Genomic DNA, 23,116 nt, shown 5'->3' on the forward strand with positions numbered 1-23,116 from the left:
ACGCTGTATCATTATAGGGAGGGCTTACAGTGGAAGTAAACAATCGTATTATCAAGCATTACCTGAAAAACGTTCTGTTTATAAATGGAACAGCCTATGCTGGAAAATCAACGATGGTAAAAATGCTGGCCGATAAATATGGGTTAATTCATTGTGGTGAAAATTACGATTGTGTACCCGTAGGTATACCCACTCCAGAACAATATCCAAACTTATGTTATTTTCAAACGATGAAAGACTGGCAAGAATTTATCAACAGAACACCAGAGGAATATGATAATTGGATTAAGGGGTGTACGCGAGAGATCGTAGAGTTTGAGATAGCGTATCTTATGCACATATCCCATTCGCAAAAGGTTATCGTCGATACTAATATCCCGTTTGATATATTACGAGAGATAGCAGATTATAATCAAATTGCGATCATGCTGTCCCCGCAGTCCATGTCAGTTGAACATTTTTTTGACCGTGATGATTCGGATAAAATGTTCATCAAGGAACAAATAATGAAAGCTGATCATCCGGAAAAAACAATGGCGAACTACCTTGCCTGTATGGCTAAAATGAATAGCAAAGAGCATTATGACCAATGGGCTAATAGCGGCTTATTTACAATCGTGCGAAAAGACACAACAACTGACACAAAGTTGGAAGTGCTTGAAGTCCTTGCGAATCACTTTGGATTAACGGTCCTCTAACCACTTGCTATAAATTTTCGGAGTTGAACTCCTTTAGCCGGATTAATTTCTGTTTGCCGCGATTTCCTTTTTTCGTTGTGAGATGTCCCTGGTCGTCCGTTCTCCGCTGGATGTATTGTCCAGTCAGATAGTTAATGTCGTCCTCGTCCGACTGATCCATGGTTGTGGCTCCAGTAAAGTAGCTTCCCTGGGTGGAACCAATCAAAAACCAGTCATGATCCTGATACCGAAATCTGTACTTGTTGTACCATCTCCAGTTGCTGCCCCCATAATCACTAACCAGGACAGAACCCCGGTCAATGGTCAAGCTATCAAAAGGATCGCCCCAAACTCCGCCTTCATCCGATCGCAAAACAACATTTTTGGCGATGATGGAGAGGGTGTATGTATTATTTTTGCCGCCAAATGCGATTAAGAGTGGCCGTGGAGACGCCTCGTCCTTAACCGTATCCTTCTCAATGACCGTTGCGAGATCTGAGATCCCGTCTTTATTCAAATCTCCTTTGGCGATAGCCTTTTCTCCCAGGACAGGCTCTAAAATGTGCCAACCTGCCGGAATTAGTGCATTAATGTTATTTGCTTTGGCTGATGGTGTTGGGCTATGGGTTGGCGCTGCTTTTGCCTCCGCAGTTTGAAGTTGATAAGGAGCGTTACACCCCACTATGTAGCTTAAAAGGGCAACAATACCTACGGACCTTACTATTAGTTTTTTCATCGAGTCAGATTCCCTTCCTCTTCATGTGTTTCAGCTTAGTACGTGTACCTTCACTAGTATAGCGAATGGATTGATGAACATGTAATACCTTGGACACAACAAAAAAACTACAATATTGAGAGATTTATATTTATGCAGAATTAATTGCGATGAATTAAAATAGAAAAAGAGAATCGGTGCGAATGCCAAGATCCCATGAAATCCCTGGGGGTTTCGCACCTCGGAATTTGTCGAATTCCTGACAGGTCGATAGTGCTAGCTGAATGTCAAGGTGTGATTCATACTCTTCTGATATAATAATAAGGGAAAAGAAGTAAAACGATGTGTGAAAGGCATTGGTTATGCTCTTTGCCGCTGTCGCACTCTACACGAGTGCGTGGATTGAAATACGACAAACGCCGTTGTTGCCAATTGCGTCGTATTTGGTCGCTCCTCGTGCAGGAGCGTGCATTGAAAGTAACGTAAGCTCTGTGCCAAAGAACTAGTACAGCATCAGATTTAAAAGAATAGATAAGCTTGTGGAACCCTAGCAACCCAAAATCTAACGGACCGGAGTGACCTTATCCTTGCAAAAACGCCACTTTTTGCAGCTTAACGGACTCAGGCGACCTTATTGTTTCTCTATGAGACGTTTCGGAGTCGAAGTGTGAAGGATAAGGCCTGTGGAGTCCGTTACTCGCCCAAATGACGACTTTCTTCCTGAATAAGAGCGCGTCAGTCCGTTACACTAAGCCAATCCCCACTGAAGAACAACTCCCCCTTGGAAAATATGTAATTAGAAGGAGAATTGCGTCTGCTCCACTATTTTAAACCTGAGATGGACTACATGGAGTCTCGCTCCTTCTCTAGGGGCTTGGATTGAAATCTCAATCGGTCACAGACCGGTAAGATCGTTCCTCGTGCAGGAGCATGCATTGAAAGGGAAAATATCTCATCTATGCTATACGATTAAATATCGCTCCTCATACAGAAGCGTGAATCGAGCTTGCCTTCACAGCAATGAATCAGCTGGTGGAGAGACTTGCCATTCCACTTCCCCACCCCCCGTACATATCCCACAAGTGAGTATCCGACCCGGACCCTGGCATGTTAAAATAGGAGAAATGTGTACATCTAATGTGTGAATTTAATCGGGGGGCAACAGGTGAGAGCGTTGAGATTGAGAGATTACATGGGCCCTTCGGAGACTTCTGCGCACCGGCAGGCGAAGTGGGTCAAGCGGTTTCTGTATACGTATTGGCTGGTGATTGCTCTGCATTTCCTGGCCCAGCTGGGGTCTTTTGTATGTTTGCCGTATCCCATGGGAGCGCATGAATTCTACTATGATGTGCTGCTTTATCCGACGCTGCTGATGAGTGCGGTGGTCGGGTTGACGCAGCTGGTGGATGTTGCGGCACCGAGGTATTCCTTCGTGCTGCTGTTTGTGGCGGGGACGATTATTGCCATGATGATTATCCATCTGAATATGGATATCCGGATTATCGGGGCGTTGATGCTGCTGCCGATTATTGCGTCGGCGATTTTTTTTCGGCTGGATCTGACCTTGTTCACGTCTGCCCTCCAAGCGGCTGCGTTCTTCATTCTGTACCGCTGGGATTACTGGTTCAAGTATTACCTTACAGACTTCGACCTGGTTGCCATTCCGCTCTTCCTGCTAGTCGGGACCCTGGTGGCGGGGATTGTCATTATTAACGGGCGTGAATTGGCGAGCGATCTGGAAGCTACCTTAACGGCCAAGCAGGATCTGATGATCGAGAACGCGGTGATCCGCAAGCTGTCTACCACCGATGCACTGACAGGACTGTATAACCATATTTCTTTTCACGAATTCTATGAAAAAGCGCTGGAATACGGAAGCCAGGGTGCCCCGTTCCATCTTGCGCTGGTGGATATCGATAATTTCAAGCAAATTAACGATAAATATGGACACCGTACGGGGGATCTGGTGCTGGCCCGGGTCGCACAGATCATCAAGGACCATCTCTCTGCGGCAGACATTGCTGCCCGCTACGGCGGCGAGGAGTTTGCGGTGTTGCTGTTCGAGAAGAGCTTCGAGGAGGCCTATACGCTCATGGATTGGATACGCCACCAGCTCTCGGAGACGCTACATGAAGAGATGGAGAACGGGGCGGTGACCGTCAGCATTGGCCTCAAGAGCTATGCCGAAGGCACCACCAAAGAAACGCTCTTCGAAGAAGTCGATAATCTCCTCTATACGGCCAAGCACTCCGGCAAAAATACTACGCTGACCCCGCTGACTCAGCGGATTGTGGTATAGATTACTCTGCCGGAGCTTCACCCTCCGCTGCTTTTTTGCGTGCCCGGAACCGCCGGACCTTCATCAGATTCCCGCACAGCTTGTCGTCGCAGTACCGCTTCGAGCGGTTGCGGGTATCGTCGTAATAGACCCAGAGACAGTCAGGATTCCCGCAAATGCGGAAGCGAGAAGGTTCCTTCTCCAGCAGCGCAGCCGCAAAAGAAGCGGCAATCTCCGCCATAATCTGCCCCCAGTCCGCACCCTGCGGCTGGAGGGAGATCTCTGCGTCACCTGCGGGCGTCCAGACCACACGGCGAACAACCGGCCCGTTGCCCATGTAAGTATTTAACTGCGCAAGCAGTTCTGTAGACGGAGACTCTCCCGCGACCAGCCGCTGCAGCTCGTCCCACAACAAGCCGCGTAGTTCTTTCAGTTGCTCCAGCTCCTCCGGGAGGAGAGGGCCTGCCGCCGGCAGTTTCTGCTCCACCAGCCATTGCTCCAGCCACTCCGGTTCTTCGAGCCGGTCCTCGTCCTTGCTCCGGTCACTAGTCCGCCAATTCCGCCAATAGCTGTTCATGAAATCTACCCACAGCAAGCTTCATCTGTCCCTTCGCATGATCTTTCCCTTGATTGTAACAGTTAAAAATGAGTTATGCTAGTTACTTGATACACTCCGGCAAATATGTTAAAGTGCTCGTGTAACTGTTATTATGGTTGTTTAGTCGTTACCAAATCATTAACACCCACAAATTACAGGAGGAATTCAAATGGAAAACAAAATCAGCGATGTTCTATTGGAGAATTGGGATTATGTAATGGATGTAGAGGATTGGCAACCGCCGCTGAGTGCTGCGCTTGAAGGTGTGAACAGTGAGCAGGCCCTCTGGAAGCCGGAGGGAGCGGCGGGCAATTCGATCTGGGAGAACGTTAACCATCTGACGTATTATAAGGAGCGTCTGCTGCGTAAGCTTAAGGGGATGGAGAAATTGCCTGATCTGGAGAGCAATGACGCCACGTTCACTGTAACAGGAAGCGGGGAAGAGGACTGGAAGCAGGCGGTAGACAAGCTGAAGTCCATTCATGCCTCACTACGCGAGATTATTGTAGCTCTGGAGGAAGGCGCTTATGAATGGGGCGGCTCCGGGCATGCACCGGGCGAAGAGGTAATGAGCCTGATTCTGCATGATGCCTATCATACGGGACAGATTGTACTGGTCCGCAAGCTGCAAGGCTCCTGGCCAAGCACCCGCCGTTTCGATTAAGGCGACAGCCATATTTTACAAGAAGTCAGCGCCCTTACACCTCTGTTTCAGCTCCAAATCCCCGGGTTAATGGATGACATGCAAGTACAACCCGAGAGGAGAGATTGAAGATGGAGCCGAATTACAAGGACAGAAGTGTTGAGGTTGAACGGACAGAGGTGCACCGCAAATCGGATTCCAGTCTGGTCGCATCCACGTTCATTAAATATGCAGCCTACATTATAATCACCTTCGGAGTTCTGTTTTTCCTGGTGAAATACGTATTCCCGATGTTTAAATAAGCCGGCTGCCAAGCGCAGACTTGGCCGGATTTACGCCAAAAAGCCACGATGCCCCTTAGGGGATCGCGGCTTTTTTTTGACATAACCTACCTATACGTTCTTCTGGATCATCTCGTGGGAATCGGCGGTATTCCGGTAAAAGAACCAGCATTCATTCAGCAGTCTAATCTGACGGCAGTCCTTCTTGAAATAGGCCTTCATGAGCTGTTGGCGAAGCCATTGTGGCAAGGGTACCCCTCCTCTGCATGCTTCCTGTGTATAGATAGCATATGGGGGAATACGCCCAAAGGTGCACGGTTAGTTTCAGGTAGCCAAGCCGAATTTCACAAGGCCGCCCGGAACCAGCGTTACTGCACCCGTTCTTCTTCCTCTTCATACCATTGTTCCAACTGGGCCTGGAGCGCCCGGATTTCGGTCAATAGTGAGATCAGCGGGTAATGCTCCTCCTTAATGGAGGCAAAAGCCTGCTCCAGCCGGTTAATATACGCCAGCCCCGACTCCAAGTGATGCTCTTCGCGCAGCAGCTCCAGCGCCTCGCATTCGGCCACCGCCCGCGGCAGTCCGGGTACATTCTCGGCTGTCAGCTTGTCGATTTCTTTGTTCAGGCGAAGATTGAGGGCGCTTAGCTGGTAAGCATATTCCTCCGGCATCTCCACGAATAGCAATTCCTGATCCTGCTGCATAATTACGTAACGCATTCTAGGCATGTTTCATTCTCCCTCCGGACTTGTCTTCCTTCTTGACAGTGTAGCGTATGGGCAAGTTACAATTCAAGTAGTGATCTAATTTCAGGTGGAGAGGACCGTGAAGGAGCGCTATGACCAGTATGAGCAACGAAGAGCTGCAGCAATGGATTGAGCAGGTGTCACTGAAGAGCTTTGGCGTGCCTTTCCGGCATACGGCGAGCTTTAACAGCAGACTTACGACAACCGGCGGACGATATTTTACCAAGAGCCATAATATAGAGATTAATCCCCAGCAGCTGGCGATGTACGGACGGGAGGAGACGGAGAAGATCATCAAGCACGAACTCTGCCACTACCACCTGCATCTTGCGAAGCGGGGATATATGCACCGGGATGCTGATTTCAAAACACTGCTGGCCCGCGTCGGCGGCAGCCGGTATTGTCAGACCCTGCCGGGCGCCAAGGCCCGTAAGCCGCAGCCTTACCGGTATAAGCTGGTATGCATCGTCTGTGCCACTGAATATCTGCGTAAGCGCCGGGCCGATCCTGGGCGGTACCGATGCGGTAAATGCTCCGGCAAGCTGAAGCTGATTTCGCTAGAAGCGGGCGCGGGTCCGGCTACTTAATTTTTGATAACCAGACCTAGTAGTCCGGCAAAAGAAGCCGCCTGCTCCGCAGAGATGATGCAGCCCTCCAGATCCTGGAGATCCACCAGCAGGCCGGTGAACTCGCAGTCGCTCAGGTCAACGCCCTTCAGCTTGCATCCTGCCAGCGTGGCCTGCTCCAGATTACATTCCGAGAAATACAGGTCTTTCAGGGTGGATTGGTAATAATCCGCGCTGACCAGCGAGCTGCGCTCGAAGGAAGCCCCTTTGAAGTTGGCAAAACGAAACACCGCGAATTCCCCAATACATGCTGTAATGGATACATTTTGAAACCGTGCTCTGGTGAAGTCTGTGCCGATCAAGCGGCAATCCCTGAACTCGGTCCGGTGTATGAAGGCATCACTGAAATCCACATTGGACAGGTCGCAATGATCGAAGACCACATCGGTAAGCTCAATGCGCTGCAGCGAGGATTCCGTGATGGTGACGTTTTTGAAAATGGTCTTGTCGAAAGCTACCCGGGTAGCCTCCTGATATTCAATGAGCGCTCCTTCGATGAGGCAGCGGCTGAATTCGTCTTTGGAAGCAAGGGTGTGAATATCCTGCGGCATAAGTAGCCCGAGATCTGTGATTCTGGGTGGTTCTATTTTGTTACTCATGTCGGCCTCCTTGGCAGTTCCTATCCTTATTTGTCCTTATTTGATCTGGCCCATGTCCAGGTTGACCCGGTAATTGCCATACTTCAGCAGTTCATCCAACAAAGCGGTCAGCGCCTCCTGATCCACCGTACGCACCCGCATCCAGTAACAGCCCTCCCCGCTGATGCGGTACAGCTCGGTGACACTCTCATGGGTCTTCGCAAAAGCCTGAAAAGGCGGATGATCCTTGTTGCTGCTGAGAAAAACCGTTATAAAGGCGTGAATATTCTGACCGATCCGCAGCGGGTTCCACCGGATGGTGTAGCCTTCAATGATGCCAAGCTCCCGCAATCTGCGGACACGTGCGCCTACAGCCTGGCCGGTCAGATGGACCATCGCCCCGATATCCTTATGGCTTAAGGTGGAATCATCGATAAGGAGCTGGAGGATGCGGTAATCGGTATTGTCGATGAGGTAAGAGGTCATTTCCTTGAATTCCTTTCCGGCTGAAAGCAGAACGTAAGAATCTCTTTCGCGGCGCAATGTCTTCTATTCTTGCCCTGATTTATACTTATTGTATCAGAAATTGATCTTAAGTAAGACATCCGGGAAGAGGTGCATATGATGAAAATTAAGCTGATCCGCCACGCCACTCTATGGCTGGAATACGGCGGTGCGACGTTTCTGATCGATCCCATGCTGAGTGCGCAGGGTGTGAATCCGCCGATTATGAATTCAGGCGATGACCGCCGGAATCCACTGGTGCCTCTGCCGGGGCCTGTCCAGCAGTGGCTGGAGCCGGATGCTGTACTGGTCACGCATCTGCATCAGGATCACTGGGATGCTGCAGCAGTAGAGCAGTTGTCCAAGGAGTTGCCGGTGTATTGCCAGGAAGGTGATGGGGAGCGAATTGCTGCCCAGGGCTTTGGGCGTGTTACAGAAATTATGGATACCGGCTCTGTGTCCGTCGGCGGTGTGACCCTGACACGTACAGGCGGGCATCACGGGACAGGGGAGATCGGGGAATTAATGGGCAAGGTCTCCGGCTTCGTCTTCCGGGCGGAGGGCGAACCTGTGCTGTACCTGGCGGGAGATACCATCTGGTGCGAAGAGGTTCAGCAGGTGATAGCGGCGCAGACACCGGAGGTCATTATAGTCAATGCCGGAGGTGCCAGCTTCCTGAGCGGAGGCCCCATTACCATGAACGAACAGGATGTGGTGGAGGTATGCCATGCCGCTCCGGCTGCTTCGGTAATTGCTGTGCATATGGATACGATTAACCACTGCCATGTGACGAGGGAACTACTGAAGCAGCGCCTTGAACAGGAAGGCTTGTCCGGCCGTGTTGCCGTGCCGTTGGACGGTGAGTGGATCTGATGATGTAAACGATCTCATAATCTCTCGCTACGCGCTTGACTAACCTGTAGAATCATGATAAATTAATCCTTGTTCATGTTAATGTTCCCTGATAGCTCAGTTGGTAGAGCACTCGACTGTTAATCGAGTTGTCACAGGTTCGAGTCCTGTTCGGGGAGCCATTACTTGGAGAGATACCCAAGTGGCTATAAGGGGACCCTCTGCTAAGGGGTTAGACTGCGTAAGCGGTGCGAGGGTTCGAATCCCTCTCTCTCCGTTTTGATTAAACTTCCCTGCTAGGGATGAGAACCCTCGGTGGTTCGTTGGAGCATAAGCTTCGTTAGGGTTGCTTCGCAATCTCTCGCGCAGCGAGAGTATCCCTCTCTCTCCGTTCTTCAATTAACACATAAGGAGCTCATATTGAGCTCCTTTTTTGCGTTCACCCAGCGGGAGTAGCTGAATCTCTGGATGATACGATCTCCCTGTCTGATGTCGTAATTCCATATAATCGATGTCGCATTTATCTACTAAAAATCCTGCTTATTATGTGATACTTTATAGATGATGTCAGAATAATGTATATGGAGGTGCAGGCGGGTGAGCATTAGGATTGGCAAGATTAGCTTTTGGCATGTACATGCCTGGGATTATACGAAACAGGCCCAGGAGCATGGAGATACGGAAATTGCTGCGGTATGGGACGAGGATGCGGAGCGGGGCAGGAAGGCGGCAGAGAGCTTGAATGTCCCGTTCTATGATTCTTTGGATGACATGCTTGCCCGGAAGGATATAGATGCCGTTATTGTCGATGCGCCAACCCAGATGCACCGGGAGGTCATGATTGCGGCGGCCAGAGCAGGTAAGCATATCTTCACCGAAAAGGTTGTAGCTGCAACGCTGAGTGAGGTGAATGAAATCCTCTCAGAGGTCGAGACTCATGGAGTGAAGCTAACCGTGTCCCTGCCGCGGCTGAATGACGGTTATACGTTATCGGTTACAGACATTCTAAGCCAGGGACTGCTAGGGGAAATTACGTATGTCAGAGTCCGCTTATCCCATAACGGCGCAACAGCCAAATGGCTTCCCGAGCATTTCTATAGCCTGGAGCAATGCCAGGGCGGGGCTTTGATTGATCTGGGATGTCATCCCATGTACCTGACCAGGCTGTTTCTGGGTCAAGAGGTGACCGGGGTCAGCGCGAGCTTCGGATATGTGACGGGCAAGGAAGTGGAAGACAACGCAGTTGCGACGCTCTATACGGATTCGGGAGCAATCGGTGTGGTGGAAGCCGGCTTCGTGAACAGCTATTCCCCTTTTACCATAGAAGTGCATGGAACGGAAGGAACTCTGCTCTATGGAACGCCTGAAGCGAAGCTGCTGGTTAGAAGTAATAAAGCAGCAGATCAAGGGGCTGCCTGGAACGATACGCCTGTGCGGGCCAACCGTGACAGCGCTTTTGAGCAGTGGGTGGCCCACATCCAGAACAACACGCTTGCTTCTGACAATATTCAAGCGGCAACGGAGCTTACCCGGTTAATGGAGGCGGCGAATCTCTCGGCGAAGGCAGGACGGGTGGTCCGGTTAGCCGAACTGAAATCTTAATCACTTATCCGGGTACAGAGCGTAGCTCAAGCAGGAGGTTAACATGAGCCCTTTTCCCTTCGAGATTATGTTTGAGAAGATGGATCTGCTGGAAAGACTGGATATTTCCATCCTGTGGGGACATTATGAAATTTCTGTTCTCCGGTTTCATTTGACCTCTTTTCCGCCGGGGAAGGTCATTGATTTCCATAACCATGCTGAATTTGAATTTCATTTCATCCCGCGGGGCAAGGGAACGGTCATTCTTGGGGATCAGCAGTATCCTTTATCGGAGGGAATGCTCTATTTGACCGGACCGGGAGTGATGCATCGTCAGGAAGCAGATGTGGAAGAGTCGATGGAGGAGTTATGTCTGCATGTCAACATTACGGAGAAGCAGAGAGACGATGCAGACCCATGGGAGGTTGCGGAAGCGGAAGAATGCGTGGAGAAGCTGAGGAGGCTGCCGCTGATCCCTGCGCAGGATTATCACAGGGCGATGAAGTGTTTTCTGGAAGCCTATGAGGCCTGTGACGGCAAGCTTGCGGGATATTACACCTCCATCAAGCATCTCGTGATCAGTATCCTGCTTAAGGTGACCAGAGCGTATGATACAGGCGGGATGGGAGTTGCGGCACCCGTACGGGATATGGTGACCTACCGCTATCAATATGCTGTTCAGTACATGGAAGCGAATTATTCAGCAGCCGTGACGCTGGAGAATGTTGCGGAGAAGCTGAATATTAGTCCGAGGCAGCTACAGCGGATATTTAAGCAGGTTGATTCGGATCACACCTTCAGCCGGATTCTTGAAGATATCCGGTTGCAGGCGGTGTGCAGCAAGCTTGAAGCCAGCAACCTGTCGATCGAACACATCGCGGAGTCCGAGGGGTTCACCAATGCAACCTATCTGCATTCGGTATTCCGCAAGCGGCTGGGCATGACCCCGGCTGCTTACCGCAAGTCCCGTAAAATACATGAACAGTGAGGATGAGATGACGATGAGCAAAGTGTATCGTGTTGGCGTGATCGGCTGTGGAGGAATTGCGAACGGGAAGCATCTGCCTGCCTTAAGCAGACAGGATAAGGTTGAAGTGGTGGCCTTTTGCGATATTATCAAGGAACGGGCTGAAGCGGCTGCTGAACAATACGGCAATGCGGATGCGGCTGTCTATACGGATTACCAGGAATTATTGAAGGATGCTTCCATTGATATTGTTCATGTGCTTACTCCCAATGATGCGCATGCGGAAATATCCATTGCGGGCTTGGAAGCGGGCAAGCATGTGATGTGTGAGAAGCCCATGGCCAAGACAGCGGCAGATGCCAAACGTATGGCTGAAGCAGCGAAACGTACAGGGAAGAAGCTGACTATAGGGTATGACAACCGGTTCCGGCAAGACAGCTTGTATCTGAAAAAAGTCTGTGAAGCAGGCGAGCTCGGTCATATCTATTATGCGAAAGCACATGCTATCCGGCGCAGAGCAGTCCCTACCTGGGGGGTGTTCCTGGATGAGGAGAAGCAGGGGGGCGGCCCGCTGATTGATATTGGAACCCATGCGCTGGATCTGACGCTCTGGATGATGGACAACTACAAACCGAAGGTTGTGCTGGGGACCAAATACCACGAGCTCTCTCAAAAAGAAGACGCTGCCAACGCCTGGGGGCCCTGGGACCCGAAGAAATTCACCGTGGAAGACTCTGCGTTCGGGATGATTGTAATGGAGAACGGCGCAACGATTACGCTGGAAGCAAGCTGGGCGCTGAATTCGCTTGACGTGGATGAAGCCAAGTGCAGCTTGAGCGGAACCGAGGCGGGTGCGGACATGAAAGATGGTCTCCGGATTAACGGGGAGAAGCACAGCAAGCTATACACGAATAAAATTGAGCTAGGTGCCGGGGGAGTAGCCTTCTATGACGGCAAAGAGGAGAAATCTACGGATATCGAATTAAGAAAGTGGATCGAAGCGATCGAACAGGATAAAGATCCGGTCGTGACTCCTGAACAGGCTTATGTGGTCTCCCGGATTCTGGAGGCCATCTATGAATCGGCCCAGACGGGTAAGGCGGTATATTTAGACTAGGCGATCATTGTTAGGTCAGATCTCAAATTTCGTAAAAGCTTCAAATGTTAAAAAAGCAGCGATTCTCTTATAGGAGAATTGCTGCTTTCTGTTTTTGGTCCCTTGATGTTTGGAGGGTTTCTTTTTTGTGTTAAAAAATCTGTTTTCGCATCCCGCTTAAACAGCGGAGCGTCCACCCAAGTGCTAACGTTGATCCTGCTCAAAAAAGCCAGCTGTATCGTATTTGCCGAATTTCCATTTACAATCTGACATCTAGCGTAGATCTTCTGTAGAAGAACCACGCTGCAATCACAAGCGTAACAGCCACCAGTATCCCAGACTCACCCGTCCAGAGATAGGCATTCTTCCCGCTGGTGAACCGGTCGAAAGCGTCCTGAATGATAGCATTCCATGAGGCGTGGAGCAGAACTGCCGGCCATAGGCTCCCCGTGCTTAAGCGCAATAGACTAATAATGATGTTGAATGAGCTGATGGTTATCATGAACAATACGACCGATAAGGCCAGAGAAGGGCCAGAATAGTAGCTGCCGATTAGAATCGCCGGGATATGCCAGATGCCCCAGATCAGTCCGCTCATGAGAATAGGCTTCGGGACGCGGGCCTCTATGAGCCGGGTCAGCATGTAGCCTCTCCACCCTAATTCCTCGCCTGCACTGCTGATGATTCCCATCGCGGTCCCGATGGACATTTGAATAAGGATTGCCCCGGCCAGCGAACCTGCAACATTGCCATTGTGTCCGGTATACTCTGCCAGTCCTGTGATCCAGGCGGTCCCGTAGGCCACCAGGCCAACTGCAACCGGCAACAACAAGATGAACGGAATCGCCCTGAGCGTGCGCCGTCCCCCGAATCTCAGGGAGATATCCGCGAAGCCCTCACGCAGCAGGATACGGGTGAGTATAGAGGAGATCCCGGGCGCCCACATCAGCAGCAAGCCATACACAGGCGTTACAGTAAGAGCCAGTATGTAACTAATAGCCGTAAGAGGAATGAGTAACAGGAAGAATACTAACAAGCCTCTCCTGGCAGATTGGACGGTCTCCTTTTTTTCAATGGTGCTCATTTCAATTTCACTCCTTTGAATGTGTGTAATGCTTGGTAGAGTATAGCAACGAACGGGAATGCGAGGAACAACCTGGAGCCTGGCAGCCCCTTGGGACCTTGGCCCAGTCATCAATGAGACTGTAGATGTAGGGAGACTATTCTACCCTTCAGCCTGACCTCCACCTCCATACACTGCTGGTTCAACCCGTTACCCCTTTAATTAATTGAAGGAATGATGCTGTAAAGAGACAAATGTTATATTAATTCCGCAGAAAAAAAGTATTGTATAAGAAAAGGAAACAACTTCTAAAACGTTCCTGCTTGAAAATCCTCTGTTTTTCTCCTGTTTTCTGCGCATTTTTCGCAAACCTACAATAACCTACTGAATCCTACATATATCATGTTATGTAATATAACACCAACTATTGAATTTTGTATTAATTCCCACAATTATTAGTGACGATTCTCTGACCATGTGTTAATATAAATGACATCATAATCCAAGAAAAGAGAAGCAGCACAGAGAAAGGGGTATACAAGATGAACATGGGGAGAAGTGGATGGCGATGGAGTACTTCATTCAGCAACTAATAAACGGAATATCCGTAGGCAGCATTTACGCTCTGATCGCCCTTGGTTACACAATGGTGTACGGTATCATCAAGCTGATTAATTTTGCGCATGGCGATGTATTCATGGTAGGGTCGTTCATCGGTCTGTACAGTGCCAAATACCTGGCGAATGCCGGATTGCCGCCTATCGTTGTACTGCTCTTGTCGCTGATGATCTCGATGACGATCAGTGCGCTGCTAGGTATCAGCATTGAACGTCTGGCGTATAAGCCGCTTCGTAAATCCACACGGATCGCAGCGCTGATCACAGCCATTGGTGTATCCTTCCTGCTTGAATATACGGGGGTGCTGATCCTTGGGCCGCAGGCCAAGGGCTTCCCGGATATTATGGATAAGAAGCAGTATCACCTGTTTGGTTCCTCCATTCAGGTCGAGTCCAATCAGATCATGATTCTGCTAACAACGATAATTCTTATGCTGGTGCTGCAATATATCGTCAGGTACACCCGAACGGGCAAAGCCATGCGGGCCGTATCCTTCGATGTTGAAGCGGCGCGGCTGATGGGCATCAACGTAGACCGCACCATTTCCGCCACCTTCGCCATCGGTTCGGCGCTTGCCGCTGCAGCGGGCGTGATTTTCGGCATGACGTACAATTCGGTTGATCCTCTCATGGGCGTAATGCCCGGGCTGAAGGCTTTTGTCGCGGCAGTGCTTGGAGGGATTGGCAGTATACCGGGTGCGCTTGTTGGCGGATTGCTGCTGGGAACCGTGGAGACAGAGATTTCTTCCCTCGGGTTCTCGTCCTGGCGTGACGGCGTAGCCTTTGCGGTACTGATTCTAATCCTTATCTTCAAACCATCCGGGCTGTTCGGCAAGAATGTCCGGGAGAAAGTGTAGGGGGAAGCTGCCGTGAAAAAAATAAATAAAAAATTCTGGCTGGGCATTCTTATTGCCCTTGCGTTCTATGGAATCGTAAAAGTTCTTCTAACAACAGAAATCCTTAGTGATGTGAATCAGTCTATGCTGCTGCTCATCGGGGTTAATATCATGCTGGCCGTGTCGCTGAACCTGATTACCGGGATTACCGGGCAGTTCTCGATTGGTCATGCCGGATTCATGTCGGTGGGCGCGTATACCTCGGCGATTCTTACCCTTGACTACAATGTGCCGTTCATTCCGGCGATTCTTGCGGGCGGACTGCTGGCAGCGGTATTCGGTGTATTAATCGGGATGCCTACGCTCCGGCTTAACGGGGACTATCTGGCTATTGCGACGCTGGGCTTCGGTGAGATCATCCGCATCATTATGCTGAATACGGAATATGTCGGCGGAGCTTCAGGGCTCAGCGGCATTCCGGCCAAGACCACCTGGACCATGCTCTTCTTCTTCACTCTGCTCTCAGTCGTCCTGATTAATAACTTCATTAGATCTACTCACGGCCGGGCCTGTATTGCGATCCGCGAGAATGAGATTGCCGCTGAGGCGATGGGGATTAATACAACACGCTACAAAATCATCGCCTTCACCATCGGTGCGCTGTTTGCCGGTATGGCGGGCGGCCTGTCGGCCCATACGTTCTATGTTATTACGCCGGGGAGCTTCAACTTCCTGAAGTCTTTTGAAATCATCGTTATGGTGGTGCTCGGGGGGCTGGGCAGTACGGCAGGCTCTATCGTGGGTGCGGTGTTCGTTACCCTGCTGTACACCTACTTACGTGAATTCCCGGAATGGCGCATGATTATCTACTCCATCGTGCTCATTCTGATGATGATCTTCCGTCCGAGCGGCCTGCTTGGCGTAAGCAAATTCTCATTCTTCAAGTTCAGCAAAAAGGAGGCAAAGGCAAATGACGCAATCGAGAGCAGCGGTACTCCTTGATGTGAAAGCGGCCAGCCGGGCCTTCGGCGGACTGAAGGCGGTCAGCGAGGTCTCCCTTCATATTGATAAAGGCGAGCTGATCGGCCTGATCGGACCCAACGGTGCCGGTAAAACGACACTGTTCAACCTGTTGACCGGAGTGTACCCGCCATCGTCGGGCAGCATTCTTTTGAATAATGAGTCTATCGGCGGGATGAAGCCCTACAAGATCAATCATAAAGGCGCTGCGCGTACGTTCCAGAACATCCGCCTGTTTACGGCTATGACCGTGCTGGAGAACGTTAAGATTGCCTTCCATCAGCATGCGAAGCACTCGTTGTTCTCTTCGATGCTACGTCTGCCGAAGCATTTCCAGGGCGAAGAGGAGATTACCCGGAAGGCGATGGATATTCTCAAAATCTTCAATTTGGCTGACCAGAGTGACGAGGTGGCGAGCAACCTGAGCTATGGGAATCAGCGGCGTCTGGAGATTGCCCGGGCGCTTGCGGCCGGACCCAAGCTGCTGCTGCTTGATGAGCCGGCCGCCGGGATGAACCCGAATGAGACGCGTGATCTGATGAATCTGATTGCCTGGATCCGGGAGGAATTCGACCTGACGATTCTGCTGATCGAGCATGATATGTCACTGGTAATGGGGGTCTGCAGCCGTATCTATGTGCTGGACCGCGGAATCCTGATCGCTGACGGAACGCCGGCGGAGATCCGCAACAATCCGAAGGTCATCGAAGCGTATCTGGGACAGGAGGCGTAGCGCCATGCTTATAGTACAGGGAATCAACGTATATTACGGAGCAATTCATGCCTTGAAGGATCTGAGCATCACCGTGAAGCAGGGGGAGATTGTGACCTTGATCGGTGCCAACGGTGCCGGCAAGTCTACGCTGCTCAAGACGCTCTCGGGGCTGCTGAAGCCAAAGACAGGAAGTATTGAATTCCTCAATAAATCGATAACGAATCAAAGCGTGCAGGCGATTGTCAAAGCAGGGCTGATCCATTGTCCCGAAGGACGGCGTGTATTCGCCAATATGTCCGTCGAGGAGAATCTCGAATTAGGCGCTTATCTGCAGGATGGAAGCAGCCTGGCTGCGGACTTCGAGCATGTCTACCGTACCTTCCCGCGTCTCCTGGAGCGCAAAAAGCAGCAAGCCGGAACGCTGTCAGGCGGGGAGCAGCAGATGCTGGCGATGGGGCGCGCCCTGATGGGCCACCCGAAGCTGCTGCTGCTGGATGAGCCGTCGATGGGGCTGGCGCCGCTGCTGGTCCAGGATATTTTCAAGATTATCAAGGAAGTCAACGATGCAGGAACCACTGTATTGCTGGTCGAGCAGAATGCGCACCAGGCGCTCAAAATCGCCGACCGTGCCTATGTACTGGAGACAGGCCGGGTCGTGCTTGAAGGGGATGCCAAGGAAATGGCCGATTCCGATGAGATCAAAATGGCTTATCTCGGGCACTAACAGGCTATCCATACTACAGCAGCATCACAGAAACAACATATATAAACTAAATAATCAGGAGGCTGGGAGAAACTATGAAGAAACTTGGGGCCATTATCTTGTCGACAGTATTGACTGCGGTATTAGCATCCGGCTGCGGCAACAACACAGAGAACAGCGGTAACTCTGCAAGCGGCGGAAATACAGCCGGAGGCACCATCAAAATCGGGGCTGACCTTGAGCTCACAGGCGGTCAGGCTTCTTTCGGCGACTCCGCATCCAAGGGCGCGAAGCTGGCGGTTGACCAGATCAACGCCGCAGGCGGTGTACTCGGCAAGCAGCTTGAGCTGGTCGTTGCAGACAATGCATCGAAGTCTGAAGAAGCTACCCAGGCGGCACAGAAGCTGATCACCAATGACAAGGTCGTGACCATTATCGGCGCATCCACTTCGACCAACACGCTGGGGATCGTTCCGGTAGCTACGGAGAAAAAGATTCCGCTTGTCTCGGTAGGAGCTACCAATCCGAAGGTTACTGTGGATGAACGCAGCGGCAATGTGAATGAATTCGTGTTCCGCGCGGCGTTCATCGATCCGTTCCAGGGGGAGGTAATGGCTAACTTTGCACTTGATTCCCTGAAGGCTAAGACGGCTGTCATCTATACCGACACTTCGTCCGACTATTCCAAGGGTCTGCAGAAGTTCTTCGAAGAGACCTTCAAGGCCAAAGGCGGCGAAGTGCTGAGCCAGGAGTCCTACCAGCAGAAGGATTCGGACTTCAAAGCAGTTCTGACCCGGATCAAAGCAGCGAACCCGGATGTCATCTACCTGCCTGGTTATTATGAAGAAGTAGGTAAAATTGTGAAGCAGGCCCGTGAGATGGGCATTACCGTTCCGTTCCTCGGCGGCGACGGCTGGGATTCCCCGCAGCTGGCGGAAATAGCCGGTGCCAAAGCGCTGGAGAATACGTTCATGTCCAATCACTACTCGCCTGAAGATACAGCTCCTGAAGTAACCAGCTTCGTAGACGCCTACAAAGCGGCTAACGGCGGAGCGGTTCCTGATGGTATGGCGGCCCTGGGCTATGATGCCCTGAAGCTGGTGGCTGATGCGATTACCCGTGCGGGTGAAGCTGATCCGGCCAAGATTACAGAAGCACTGGCAGCGACTAAGGATCTGCAGCTCGCTACAGGTAAAATCACCCTGAACGACAAGCATGACCCGGTCAAAGCCGCAGTTGTGCTGAAATTCGTGGACGGGAAGCAAACCTTTGAAACCAAGGTTAATCCTTAAGCTGCGAAATTGCATATACTAAGGTGAAGGAACGGGGAGCCGGTCCGCAGGAGGCCAGGGTGTCTCTTGCCTCACCTTAACCGTGAAGAGGAAGGCCCCGAATGGGAGCCTTTCTTTTCGCATCTTACAGGGATACAATGTTGACTATAATAGAACAACTTTGAGGGGGAATCGGCATGATTATTGGCGTACCCGCAGAAATCAAGAATAACGAGAACCGCGTCGCCATCACCCCGGCCGGGGTGGAAGCGCTCCGGAAGGCAGGTCATGAAGTGTATATTCAAGCTTCTGCCGGCATAGGCAGCGGTTTCAGCGACAAGGAATATTCGGATAAAGGTGCTGTGATTCTGGATACGGCCACTGAGGTCTGGAGCAAGGCGGAGATGATTATCAAAGTGAAGGAGCCACTACCGGAGGAGTACGGTTATTTTCGCAAAGGGCTGATCCTCTTCACCTATCTGCACTTGGCACCTGAAGCAGAGCTGACCAAAGCACTGGTGGATAGCGGTGTGACCGCTGTGGGCTATGAGACGATTCAGCTTGAAGACGGCTCGCTGCCGCTGCTGATTCCGATGAGTGAGGTCGCCGGACGGATGGCGGTGCAGATCGGTGCCGGTTTGCTGGAGAAGCCGCATGGCGGCAAAGGCGTTCTGCTTGGCGGTGTGCCTGGCGTGCAGCCGGGAGAGGTCGTCATTGTCGGTGGAGGAATTGTCGGCACCAATGCGGCGAAGATCGCGCTGGGCATGGGGGCGCGCGTCACGGTGCTGGATCTGAATGCGGGTCGTCTGCGCGCGCTGGATGATATTTTTGGCGGGCGGCTGGTGACCGTGATGTCGGATTCCTATCATCTGGAGCAGGCTGTGCGCCGGGCGGATCTGCTGATCGGAGCGGTGCTGATTCCCGGTGCCCGTGCCCCCAAGCTGGTCAAAGAGTATATGGTGCAGCAGATGGAAGAGGGCTCTGTAATTGTGGACGTTGCGATTGATCAGGGCGGGTCGATCGAGACGATTGACCGGATCACCACCCATGAGAACCCGACGTATGTGAAGCATGGCGTGGTCCATTACGCCGTAGCCAATATGCCTGGAGCGGTCGCCAGGACCTCGACACTAGCGCTGACCAATGTGACTATTCCTTATGCGCTGCAGATTGCCAATCTGGGCATTCATGCGGCGGCAGTCCAGAGTGCGGCGCTTGCGCGCGGCCTGAATGTAGTGGCAGGCCAAGTGACCAATGCTGCGGTGGCCGGGAGTCTGGGGTATGAATATGCGGATGGAATCCAGGTGCTGGCTGCGGGCGGGGATAGCTGATCTTAAGAGGGGAGAAGCAGAGGCTGCACACTGCGGTTCTCCCCGTATTTTCCGGGAAATGCGACCTTCAAAAAAAGGCTTGTCAAATCCGCCGACGTTTGATATACTCATTTTTGTTGTCACAAAGAAAAACTTTAAATTTGGCTCGTTGGTCAAGGGGTTAAGACACCTCCCTTTCACGGAGGTAACATGGGTTCGAATCCCATACGAGTCACCATTTCTTCTTCGAATGTATGGGATGAGAATCCTTGGGTTCGTTGGAGCATAGGCATCGTTAGGAATACTTCGCAATCTCGTAACGGAGTGGAGAGTATCCCATACGAGTCACCAATATGCGGTAGTGGTGGAATGGCAGACACGCTATCTTGAGGGGGTAGTGGGTGTATACCCGTGGAGGTTCGAGTCCTCTCTACCGCATAACATGTTAAAAGCAGAAAAACCTTGATGATTCAAGGTTTTTCTGCTTTTTTGTTTTAGGCGTGCCCAGAGGCACGCATTATCTAGTTGGTGCAAGTCCAACCAGGGGAGGGGCCAAACCACTCTTGGAGCTAGGATGCTTGCGCATAGCGAAATTTGTGTGTAAAAACATGATGTTAATGAAGTGAATCCTGTTATGTTGGGTGCTGATTCCCGCTACAATGGACGAGAGCCAAGGAGAACAACAAGCGGATGAAGTTTGTACGGTTCCGTCCTACCGGAAGAAAGACGCTCGTTTGAAGAGGTGGGAGGTTAAGCAGGTAGTTGCAGATATTGCTGAAGAAGATAAAAGGTATTAGTTAAAGCTCATATCTCCATAAAAAAAAGCGGTTCTTACGTATGTAAGGCTGCTTTTTGATCGCAAATATTAAAATGAATGCAAAAAAACCAAATTTTGTTTGACAAAAAAACAAAAATATTTATAATATAAAATGAATATCATTTATCAATTTATCATATATGAAACCGAAAGTCAAGAGAATTTTTGCCTGTTTTGATTTTTTTGTGAGAGGAGTTAGAGGGATTAACAGCTTATTTCCTTGGAGAATAGCACAAATTAAATGAGGGAGGAATTCTTATGTTTTTGTCGCGTATATTCAACTCCTTAAATACTTCCATGCAGGAACAGGCTATGGTCCAGATCCTTGAGCTGAACGAGAAGACGAAAAAATATGGGCTGATGTTGTCTCCTGAAGAAGTGAAACAAATGATTCTTGCCAGGAATCAGGTGCTGATCAGCTATGGACGAGTGGAGCTGAGTATTGAAGTGACTAAGGATTTAATTGAAATGTTTTCCGCGTCTCCCTATGTTCATGAGGATGACTATGCCTCTACATTGAATGAGTTGCATGAAATTTTTTACTATCTCAAAAACGAAACCGAGGACAAGATCGGAGATTACAGGCTGATTGAAATGATGAGAGAGCTCTATGACAACGACTGTGGAGGTTCTGTGGATTTACTGAAGAGCAGGCTTGAAGAGTACGCTGAAGTATTCAGGAGAGAAATACAGCAGAACGAAGCTATGCTTGAGGGAGATGATGACTAGTGGGGACAGAGGACTACAATGATTTTCAATCACTGGTTACCAGGGGGGACATCAAAAGAAAAAATCTTAAACAAAACCAGTACACGGTTTCGCTTATGAATGAAGGACTTCGCACTGGGCTGCTGAACAGTCAGGAAACATACGGTATTCAAAATAGGCTGATGCTGGTCCTGCAAAATCTGATCAAACGCTACACACAAGGAGAAAGTTCATCGGTTACCACAGAAACAGCGGAAAGCCTCTTTATCTCTATGATCTATGCAGTCGACGCTTTTCTTAAGAGTATGGAAACGCCTGAGGAGGCGATGACTTGTCTTAAAAAGGTTGATACTCAAAGCATCTACGAAAACGGTGTGAAGATTGTAAGCAAATGCTTTGAAGAGACAAAACAGCTCTACAATGAAGTCAAAAAGAACAAGCTTGATGTCCCGGTAGATGCCTACAACATGACTATAGATGAGTCTTTGCCCGTATTTATGAAGAAATACGGAATCATCTTTGACGCACATAACACAATGGCCAGCATTGATTATCCTCTCGCGATCGACGATATGCGGCTTCAGGGTGTCTTTTACATTAGACAATATTTAGAGCGTCTTCAGATGGAAACTAACTTTTGCCGCTTCTTCAGCCACGAAGACCTTCTCCATATGCTGGTGAATTTCGGGAGAGTAAGCCGGTTTGATTATCGTATCGAATTATTCAACATCTATGAACTAATGTTACATAATGCAGTCTTCTCTGTTATATCGGGCGGTGAGGCAAGCCAGGTTAAGATTTCGGAGTATCAATTCGAGCGGTTGGAGCGGGAATTGACTCAGGCTACTCCGAGTCAAATTGATTTGCTTGTCCGCGAAGCGATGGTCCGTCTTCAGAATGAACTGTATATCATCGACCCTTCATTAACAGAGTACATGGATCGATGCAGAGATACGCTGGTACAACGTATCGTCAATACAGCACATTCCCGCAGCCTTCATGCCCTCATTTTAACTCGGCAGGAAGAGAGACTCAAGCCACTTGAATTTTCTTTGAATCCGGATGACCATTTGAGCGATATTGAACTGCGGAAATTGCTGGCTGAAATCATGAAGAGAGACAAGAAGGAAGATAAGGCCCTTTTAATCAAATCGAGTCTGTATTCGCTTCATGATTTTTTGGATGTTTTTGAATCTGATAGTCTTTACGGGGACGAATATGAGGCGGTATTCTTTCTGTTTGGAGATACGGAACTAGCGATCTTGGCCAAGATCGTTTTTTATGAGGACCTTCGGAGCGACTTCCTGGATTTTGAAACGATTGTAGCAGACAGCAGCGGAAGCGATGGTGATTGGAGGTCACACTATATTGAATTTATGCAAAAATTGGATGTGGATCGTCTGCGGTCCATTGAGAAACTCATCAATATGATTGATTATGAGGAAATCAAATTTTATTGAGCCGAAAAAATATTCTAGGAGGGACCGAGTATTTGTCATTGGAGCAGGTGCTGAAATACGAGCCGGGCGGTGTAAGCAGTGAAGAAGAATGCAAGAATATGGCCAGGGAACGTGCGGAAGGAGATTGTTTCTGGGGATGATAGGTTACATCTTCAACCCTGATTTTTATGGAAAAGGCTATGCCACTGAGGCTTGCCAAAGAGTTTTAGAATACGGGTTTGAAGCATTAGGAATTCATCGGGTGGTGGCTATGTGTAATCCTGAGAACGCGTCTTCCTGGAGATTGCTGGAGCGATTGAATATGCGCCGTGAAGGGCATTTCAAGAAAAAAGCCTTTTTCAAAAGAACAGATGACGGGCAGCCTGTATGGCATGATGCGTACCAGTATGCAATTCTAAATGAAGAGTGGAGTTCTATCGTATAATCCTATCAATCTTGGAGACAATACTAGTAA

26 protein-coding genes and 4 tRNA genes are annotated in these 23,116 nt (G+C 50.1%); 23 read left to right on the forward strand and 7 right to left on the reverse strand.

Translation table 11 applies throughout. From position 1 onward, the window contains the following. Positions 1–29: 29 nt before the first annotated feature. Complete coding sequence (locus tag NYE26_RS04420) at positions 30–698, forward strand: hypothetical protein (RefSeq protein ID WP_209876386.1); 669 nt, start codon at positions 30–32, stop codon at positions 696–698. A 7-nt stretch (positions 699–705) separates the two neighbouring features. Here NYE26_RS04420 and NYE26_RS04425 read toward each other — a convergent pair whose 3' ends face one another. After that, on the reverse strand, positions 706–1,413 hold the full coding sequence (locus tag NYE26_RS04425) for a hypothetical protein (RefSeq protein ID WP_339254167.1): 708 nt from the start codon (positions 1,411–1,413) through the stop codon (positions 706–708). A 1,171-nt stretch (positions 1,414–2,584) separates the two neighbouring features. Between NYE26_RS04425 and NYE26_RS04430 the strand changes: the two genes are divergently transcribed. Further along, positions 2,585–3,691, forward strand: a complete 1,107-nt coding sequence (locus NYE26_RS04430) for a GGDEF domain-containing protein (RefSeq protein WP_339254169.1) — start codon at positions 2,585–2,587, stop codon at positions 3,689–3,691. A gap of 1 nt (position 3,692) precedes the next feature. Here the strand turns inward: NYE26_RS04430 and NYE26_RS04435 are convergent, their stop codons facing one another. Beyond that, a complete protein-coding gene (locus tag NYE26_RS04435; protein WP_339254171.1) occupies positions 3,693–4,265 on the reverse strand; it encodes a CGNR zinc finger domain-containing protein in 573 nt (190 codons plus the stop codon). A gap of 172 nt (positions 4,266–4,437) precedes the next feature. On the opposite strand from NYE26_RS04435, the gene NYE26_RS04440 reads away from it, so the two are divergent. Next, a complete protein-coding gene (locus NYE26_RS04440; protein ID WP_339254173.1) occupies positions 4,438–4,932 on the forward strand; it encodes a DinB family protein in 495 nt (164 codons plus the stop codon). 110 nt (positions 4,933–5,042) lie between these two features. Next, positions 5,043–5,213, forward strand: a complete 171-nt coding sequence (locus NYE26_RS04445; protein ID WP_200869223.1) for a hypothetical protein — start codon at positions 5,043–5,045, stop codon at positions 5,211–5,213. Positions 5,214–5,303: 90 nt separating this feature from the next. Here NYE26_RS04445 and cmpA read toward each other — a convergent pair whose 3' ends face one another. Continuing rightward, positions 5,304–5,441, reverse strand: a complete 138-nt coding sequence (cmpA, locus tag NYE26_RS04450) for a cortex morphogenetic protein CmpA (protein ID WP_143803736.1) — start codon at positions 5,439–5,441, stop codon at positions 5,304–5,306. Positions 5,442–5,560: 119 nt separating this feature from the next. Further along, positions 5,561–5,920 (reverse strand): hypothetical protein, encoded by a 360-nt coding sequence (locus NYE26_RS04455; protein ID WP_036697237.1) that lies wholly within the window; start codon positions 5,918–5,920, stop codon positions 5,561–5,563. A gap of 119 nt (positions 5,921–6,039) precedes the next feature. Here NYE26_RS04455 and NYE26_RS04460 point away from each other — a divergent pair, with 119 nt between their 5' ends. Then, on the forward strand, positions 6,040–6,525 hold the full coding sequence (locus NYE26_RS04460) for a SprT family protein (RefSeq protein ID WP_339254177.1): 486 nt from the start codon (positions 6,040–6,042) through the stop codon (positions 6,523–6,525). Here NYE26_RS04460 and NYE26_RS04465 read toward each other — a convergent pair. Both NYE26_RS04465 and NYE26_RS04470 read right to left on the reverse strand, forming a co-directional pair. Further along, on the reverse strand, positions 6,522–7,163 hold the full coding sequence (locus NYE26_RS04465) for a pentapeptide repeat-containing protein (protein ID WP_339254179.1): 642 nt from the start codon (positions 7,161–7,163) through the stop codon (positions 6,522–6,524). The two genes, NYE26_RS04460 and NYE26_RS04465, sit on opposite strands and share 4 nt — an antisense overlap. Positions 7,164–7,199: 36 nt before the next feature. Then, positions 7,200–7,628, reverse strand: coding sequence for an Lrp/AsnC family transcriptional regulator (locus tag NYE26_RS04470; protein WP_339254181.1), 429 nt, complete (start codon positions 7,626–7,628; stop codon positions 7,200–7,202). Between the two features lie 138 nt (positions 7,629–7,766). Between NYE26_RS04470 and NYE26_RS04475 the strand changes: the two genes are divergently transcribed. From NYE26_RS04475 to NYE26_RS04500, 6 genes are all read left to right on the forward strand, one after another. Then, positions 7,767–8,519: an MBL fold metallo-hydrolase gene (locus NYE26_RS04475; RefSeq protein ID WP_339257315.1), complete on the forward strand. Its 753-nt coding sequence runs from the start codon at positions 7,767–7,769 to the stop codon at positions 8,517–8,519. Between the two features lie 85 nt (positions 8,520–8,604). After that, positions 8,605–8,680, forward strand: a tRNA-Asn gene (locus tag NYE26_RS04480). Positions 8,681–8,686: 6 nt separating this feature from the next. Then, positions 8,687–8,775, forward strand: a tRNA-Ser gene (locus NYE26_RS04485). A gap of 320 nt (positions 8,776–9,095) precedes the next feature. Beyond that, a complete protein-coding gene (locus NYE26_RS04490; RefSeq protein WP_339254183.1) occupies positions 9,096–10,100 on the forward strand; it encodes a Gfo/Idh/MocA family oxidoreductase in 1,005 nt (334 codons plus the stop codon). A gap of 43 nt (positions 10,101–10,143) precedes the next feature. Then, positions 10,144–11,067 carry an AraC family transcriptional regulator gene (locus NYE26_RS04495; RefSeq protein WP_339254185.1) on the forward strand — a complete coding sequence of 308 codons (924 nt, stop codon included), beginning with the start codon at positions 10,144–10,146 and terminating at the stop codon, positions 11,065–11,067. Between the two features lie 13 nt (positions 11,068–11,080). After that, entirely contained in the window at positions 11,081–12,163 is a 1,083-nt protein-coding gene (locus tag NYE26_RS04500; protein WP_339254187.1) for a Gfo/Idh/MocA family oxidoreductase, read from the forward strand. A gap of 238 nt (positions 12,164–12,401) precedes the next feature. Here NYE26_RS04500 and NYE26_RS04505 read toward each other — a convergent pair whose 3' ends face one another. Continuing rightward, positions 12,402–13,226 carry a type II CAAX endopeptidase family protein gene (locus tag NYE26_RS04505; RefSeq protein ID WP_339254189.1) on the reverse strand — a complete coding sequence of 275 codons (825 nt, stop codon included), beginning with the start codon at positions 13,224–13,226 and terminating at the stop codon, positions 12,402–12,404. A 547-nt stretch (positions 13,227–13,773) separates the two neighbouring features. Between NYE26_RS04505 and NYE26_RS04510 the strand changes: the two genes are divergently transcribed. From NYE26_RS04510 to NYE26_RS04565, 12 genes are all read left to right on the forward strand, one after another. Further along, positions 13,774–14,679, forward strand: a complete 906-nt coding sequence (locus tag NYE26_RS04510; protein ID WP_036723345.1) for a branched-chain amino acid ABC transporter permease — start codon at positions 13,774–13,776, stop codon at positions 14,677–14,679. A 12-nt stretch (positions 14,680–14,691) separates the two neighbouring features. After that, positions 14,692–15,660 carry a branched-chain amino acid ABC transporter permease gene (locus tag NYE26_RS04515; RefSeq protein ID WP_339254191.1) on the forward strand — a complete coding sequence of 323 codons (969 nt, stop codon included), beginning with the start codon at positions 14,692–14,694 and terminating at the stop codon, positions 15,658–15,660. After that, entirely contained in the window at positions 15,629–16,411 is a 783-nt protein-coding gene (locus NYE26_RS04520) for an ABC transporter ATP-binding protein (RefSeq protein ID WP_339222793.1), read from the forward strand. Before NYE26_RS04515 ends, NYE26_RS04520 begins: the two co-directional genes overlap by 32 nt. A 4-nt stretch (positions 16,412–16,415) precedes the next feature. After that, the gene (locus NYE26_RS04525) at positions 16,416–17,117 is read left to right on the forward strand and encodes an ABC transporter ATP-binding protein (protein WP_339254193.1); all 702 of its coding nucleotides are present in this window, start codon (positions 16,416–16,418) and stop codon (positions 17,115–17,117) included. 74 nt (positions 17,118–17,191) lie between these two features. After that, positions 17,192–18,388, forward strand: coding sequence for an ABC transporter substrate-binding protein (locus NYE26_RS04530; protein WP_339254195.1), 1,197 nt, complete (start codon positions 17,192–17,194; stop codon positions 18,386–18,388). Between the two features lie 176 nt (positions 18,389–18,564). Continuing rightward, positions 18,565–19,698 carry an alanine dehydrogenase gene (ald, locus tag NYE26_RS04535; RefSeq protein ID WP_339254196.1) on the forward strand — a complete coding sequence of 378 codons (1,134 nt, stop codon included), beginning with the start codon at positions 18,565–18,567 and terminating at the stop codon, positions 19,696–19,698. 142 nt (positions 19,699–19,840) lie between these two features. Beyond that, a tRNA-Glu gene (locus tag NYE26_RS04540) sits at positions 19,841–19,915 on the forward strand. Between the two features lie 117 nt (positions 19,916–20,032). Continuing rightward, a tRNA-Leu gene (locus NYE26_RS04545) sits at positions 20,033–20,115 on the forward strand. Positions 20,116–20,336: 221 nt separating this feature from the next. Then, complete coding sequence (locus NYE26_RS04550) at positions 20,337–20,474, forward strand: hypothetical protein (protein ID WP_339254198.1); 138 nt, start codon at positions 20,337–20,339, stop codon at positions 20,472–20,474. 278 nt (positions 20,475–20,752) lie between these two features. Continuing rightward, on the forward strand, positions 20,753–21,223 hold the full coding sequence (locus NYE26_RS04555; protein WP_339254199.1) for a DUF6323 family protein: 471 nt from the start codon (positions 20,753–20,755) through the stop codon (positions 21,221–21,223). After that, a complete protein-coding gene (locus tag NYE26_RS04560) occupies positions 21,223–22,662 on the forward strand; it encodes a DUF6179 domain-containing protein (protein ID WP_339254201.1) in 1,440 nt (479 codons plus the stop codon). The genes NYE26_RS04555 and NYE26_RS04560 overlap by 1 nt, the downstream gene beginning before the upstream one ends. 136 nt (positions 22,663–22,798) lie before the next feature. After that, the gene (locus tag NYE26_RS04565) at positions 22,799–23,086 is read left to right on the forward strand and encodes a GNAT family protein (protein WP_339254203.1); all 288 of its coding nucleotides are present in this window, start codon (positions 22,799–22,801) and stop codon (positions 23,084–23,086) included. Positions 23,087–23,116: the final 30 nt, after the last annotated feature.

The sequence above is a fragment of the Paenibacillus sp. FSL P2-0136 genome (assembly GCF_037975325.1).
Lineage (GTDB): Bacteria > Bacillota > Bacilli > Paenibacillales > Paenibacillaceae > Paenibacillus_AQ > Paenibacillus_AQ silagei.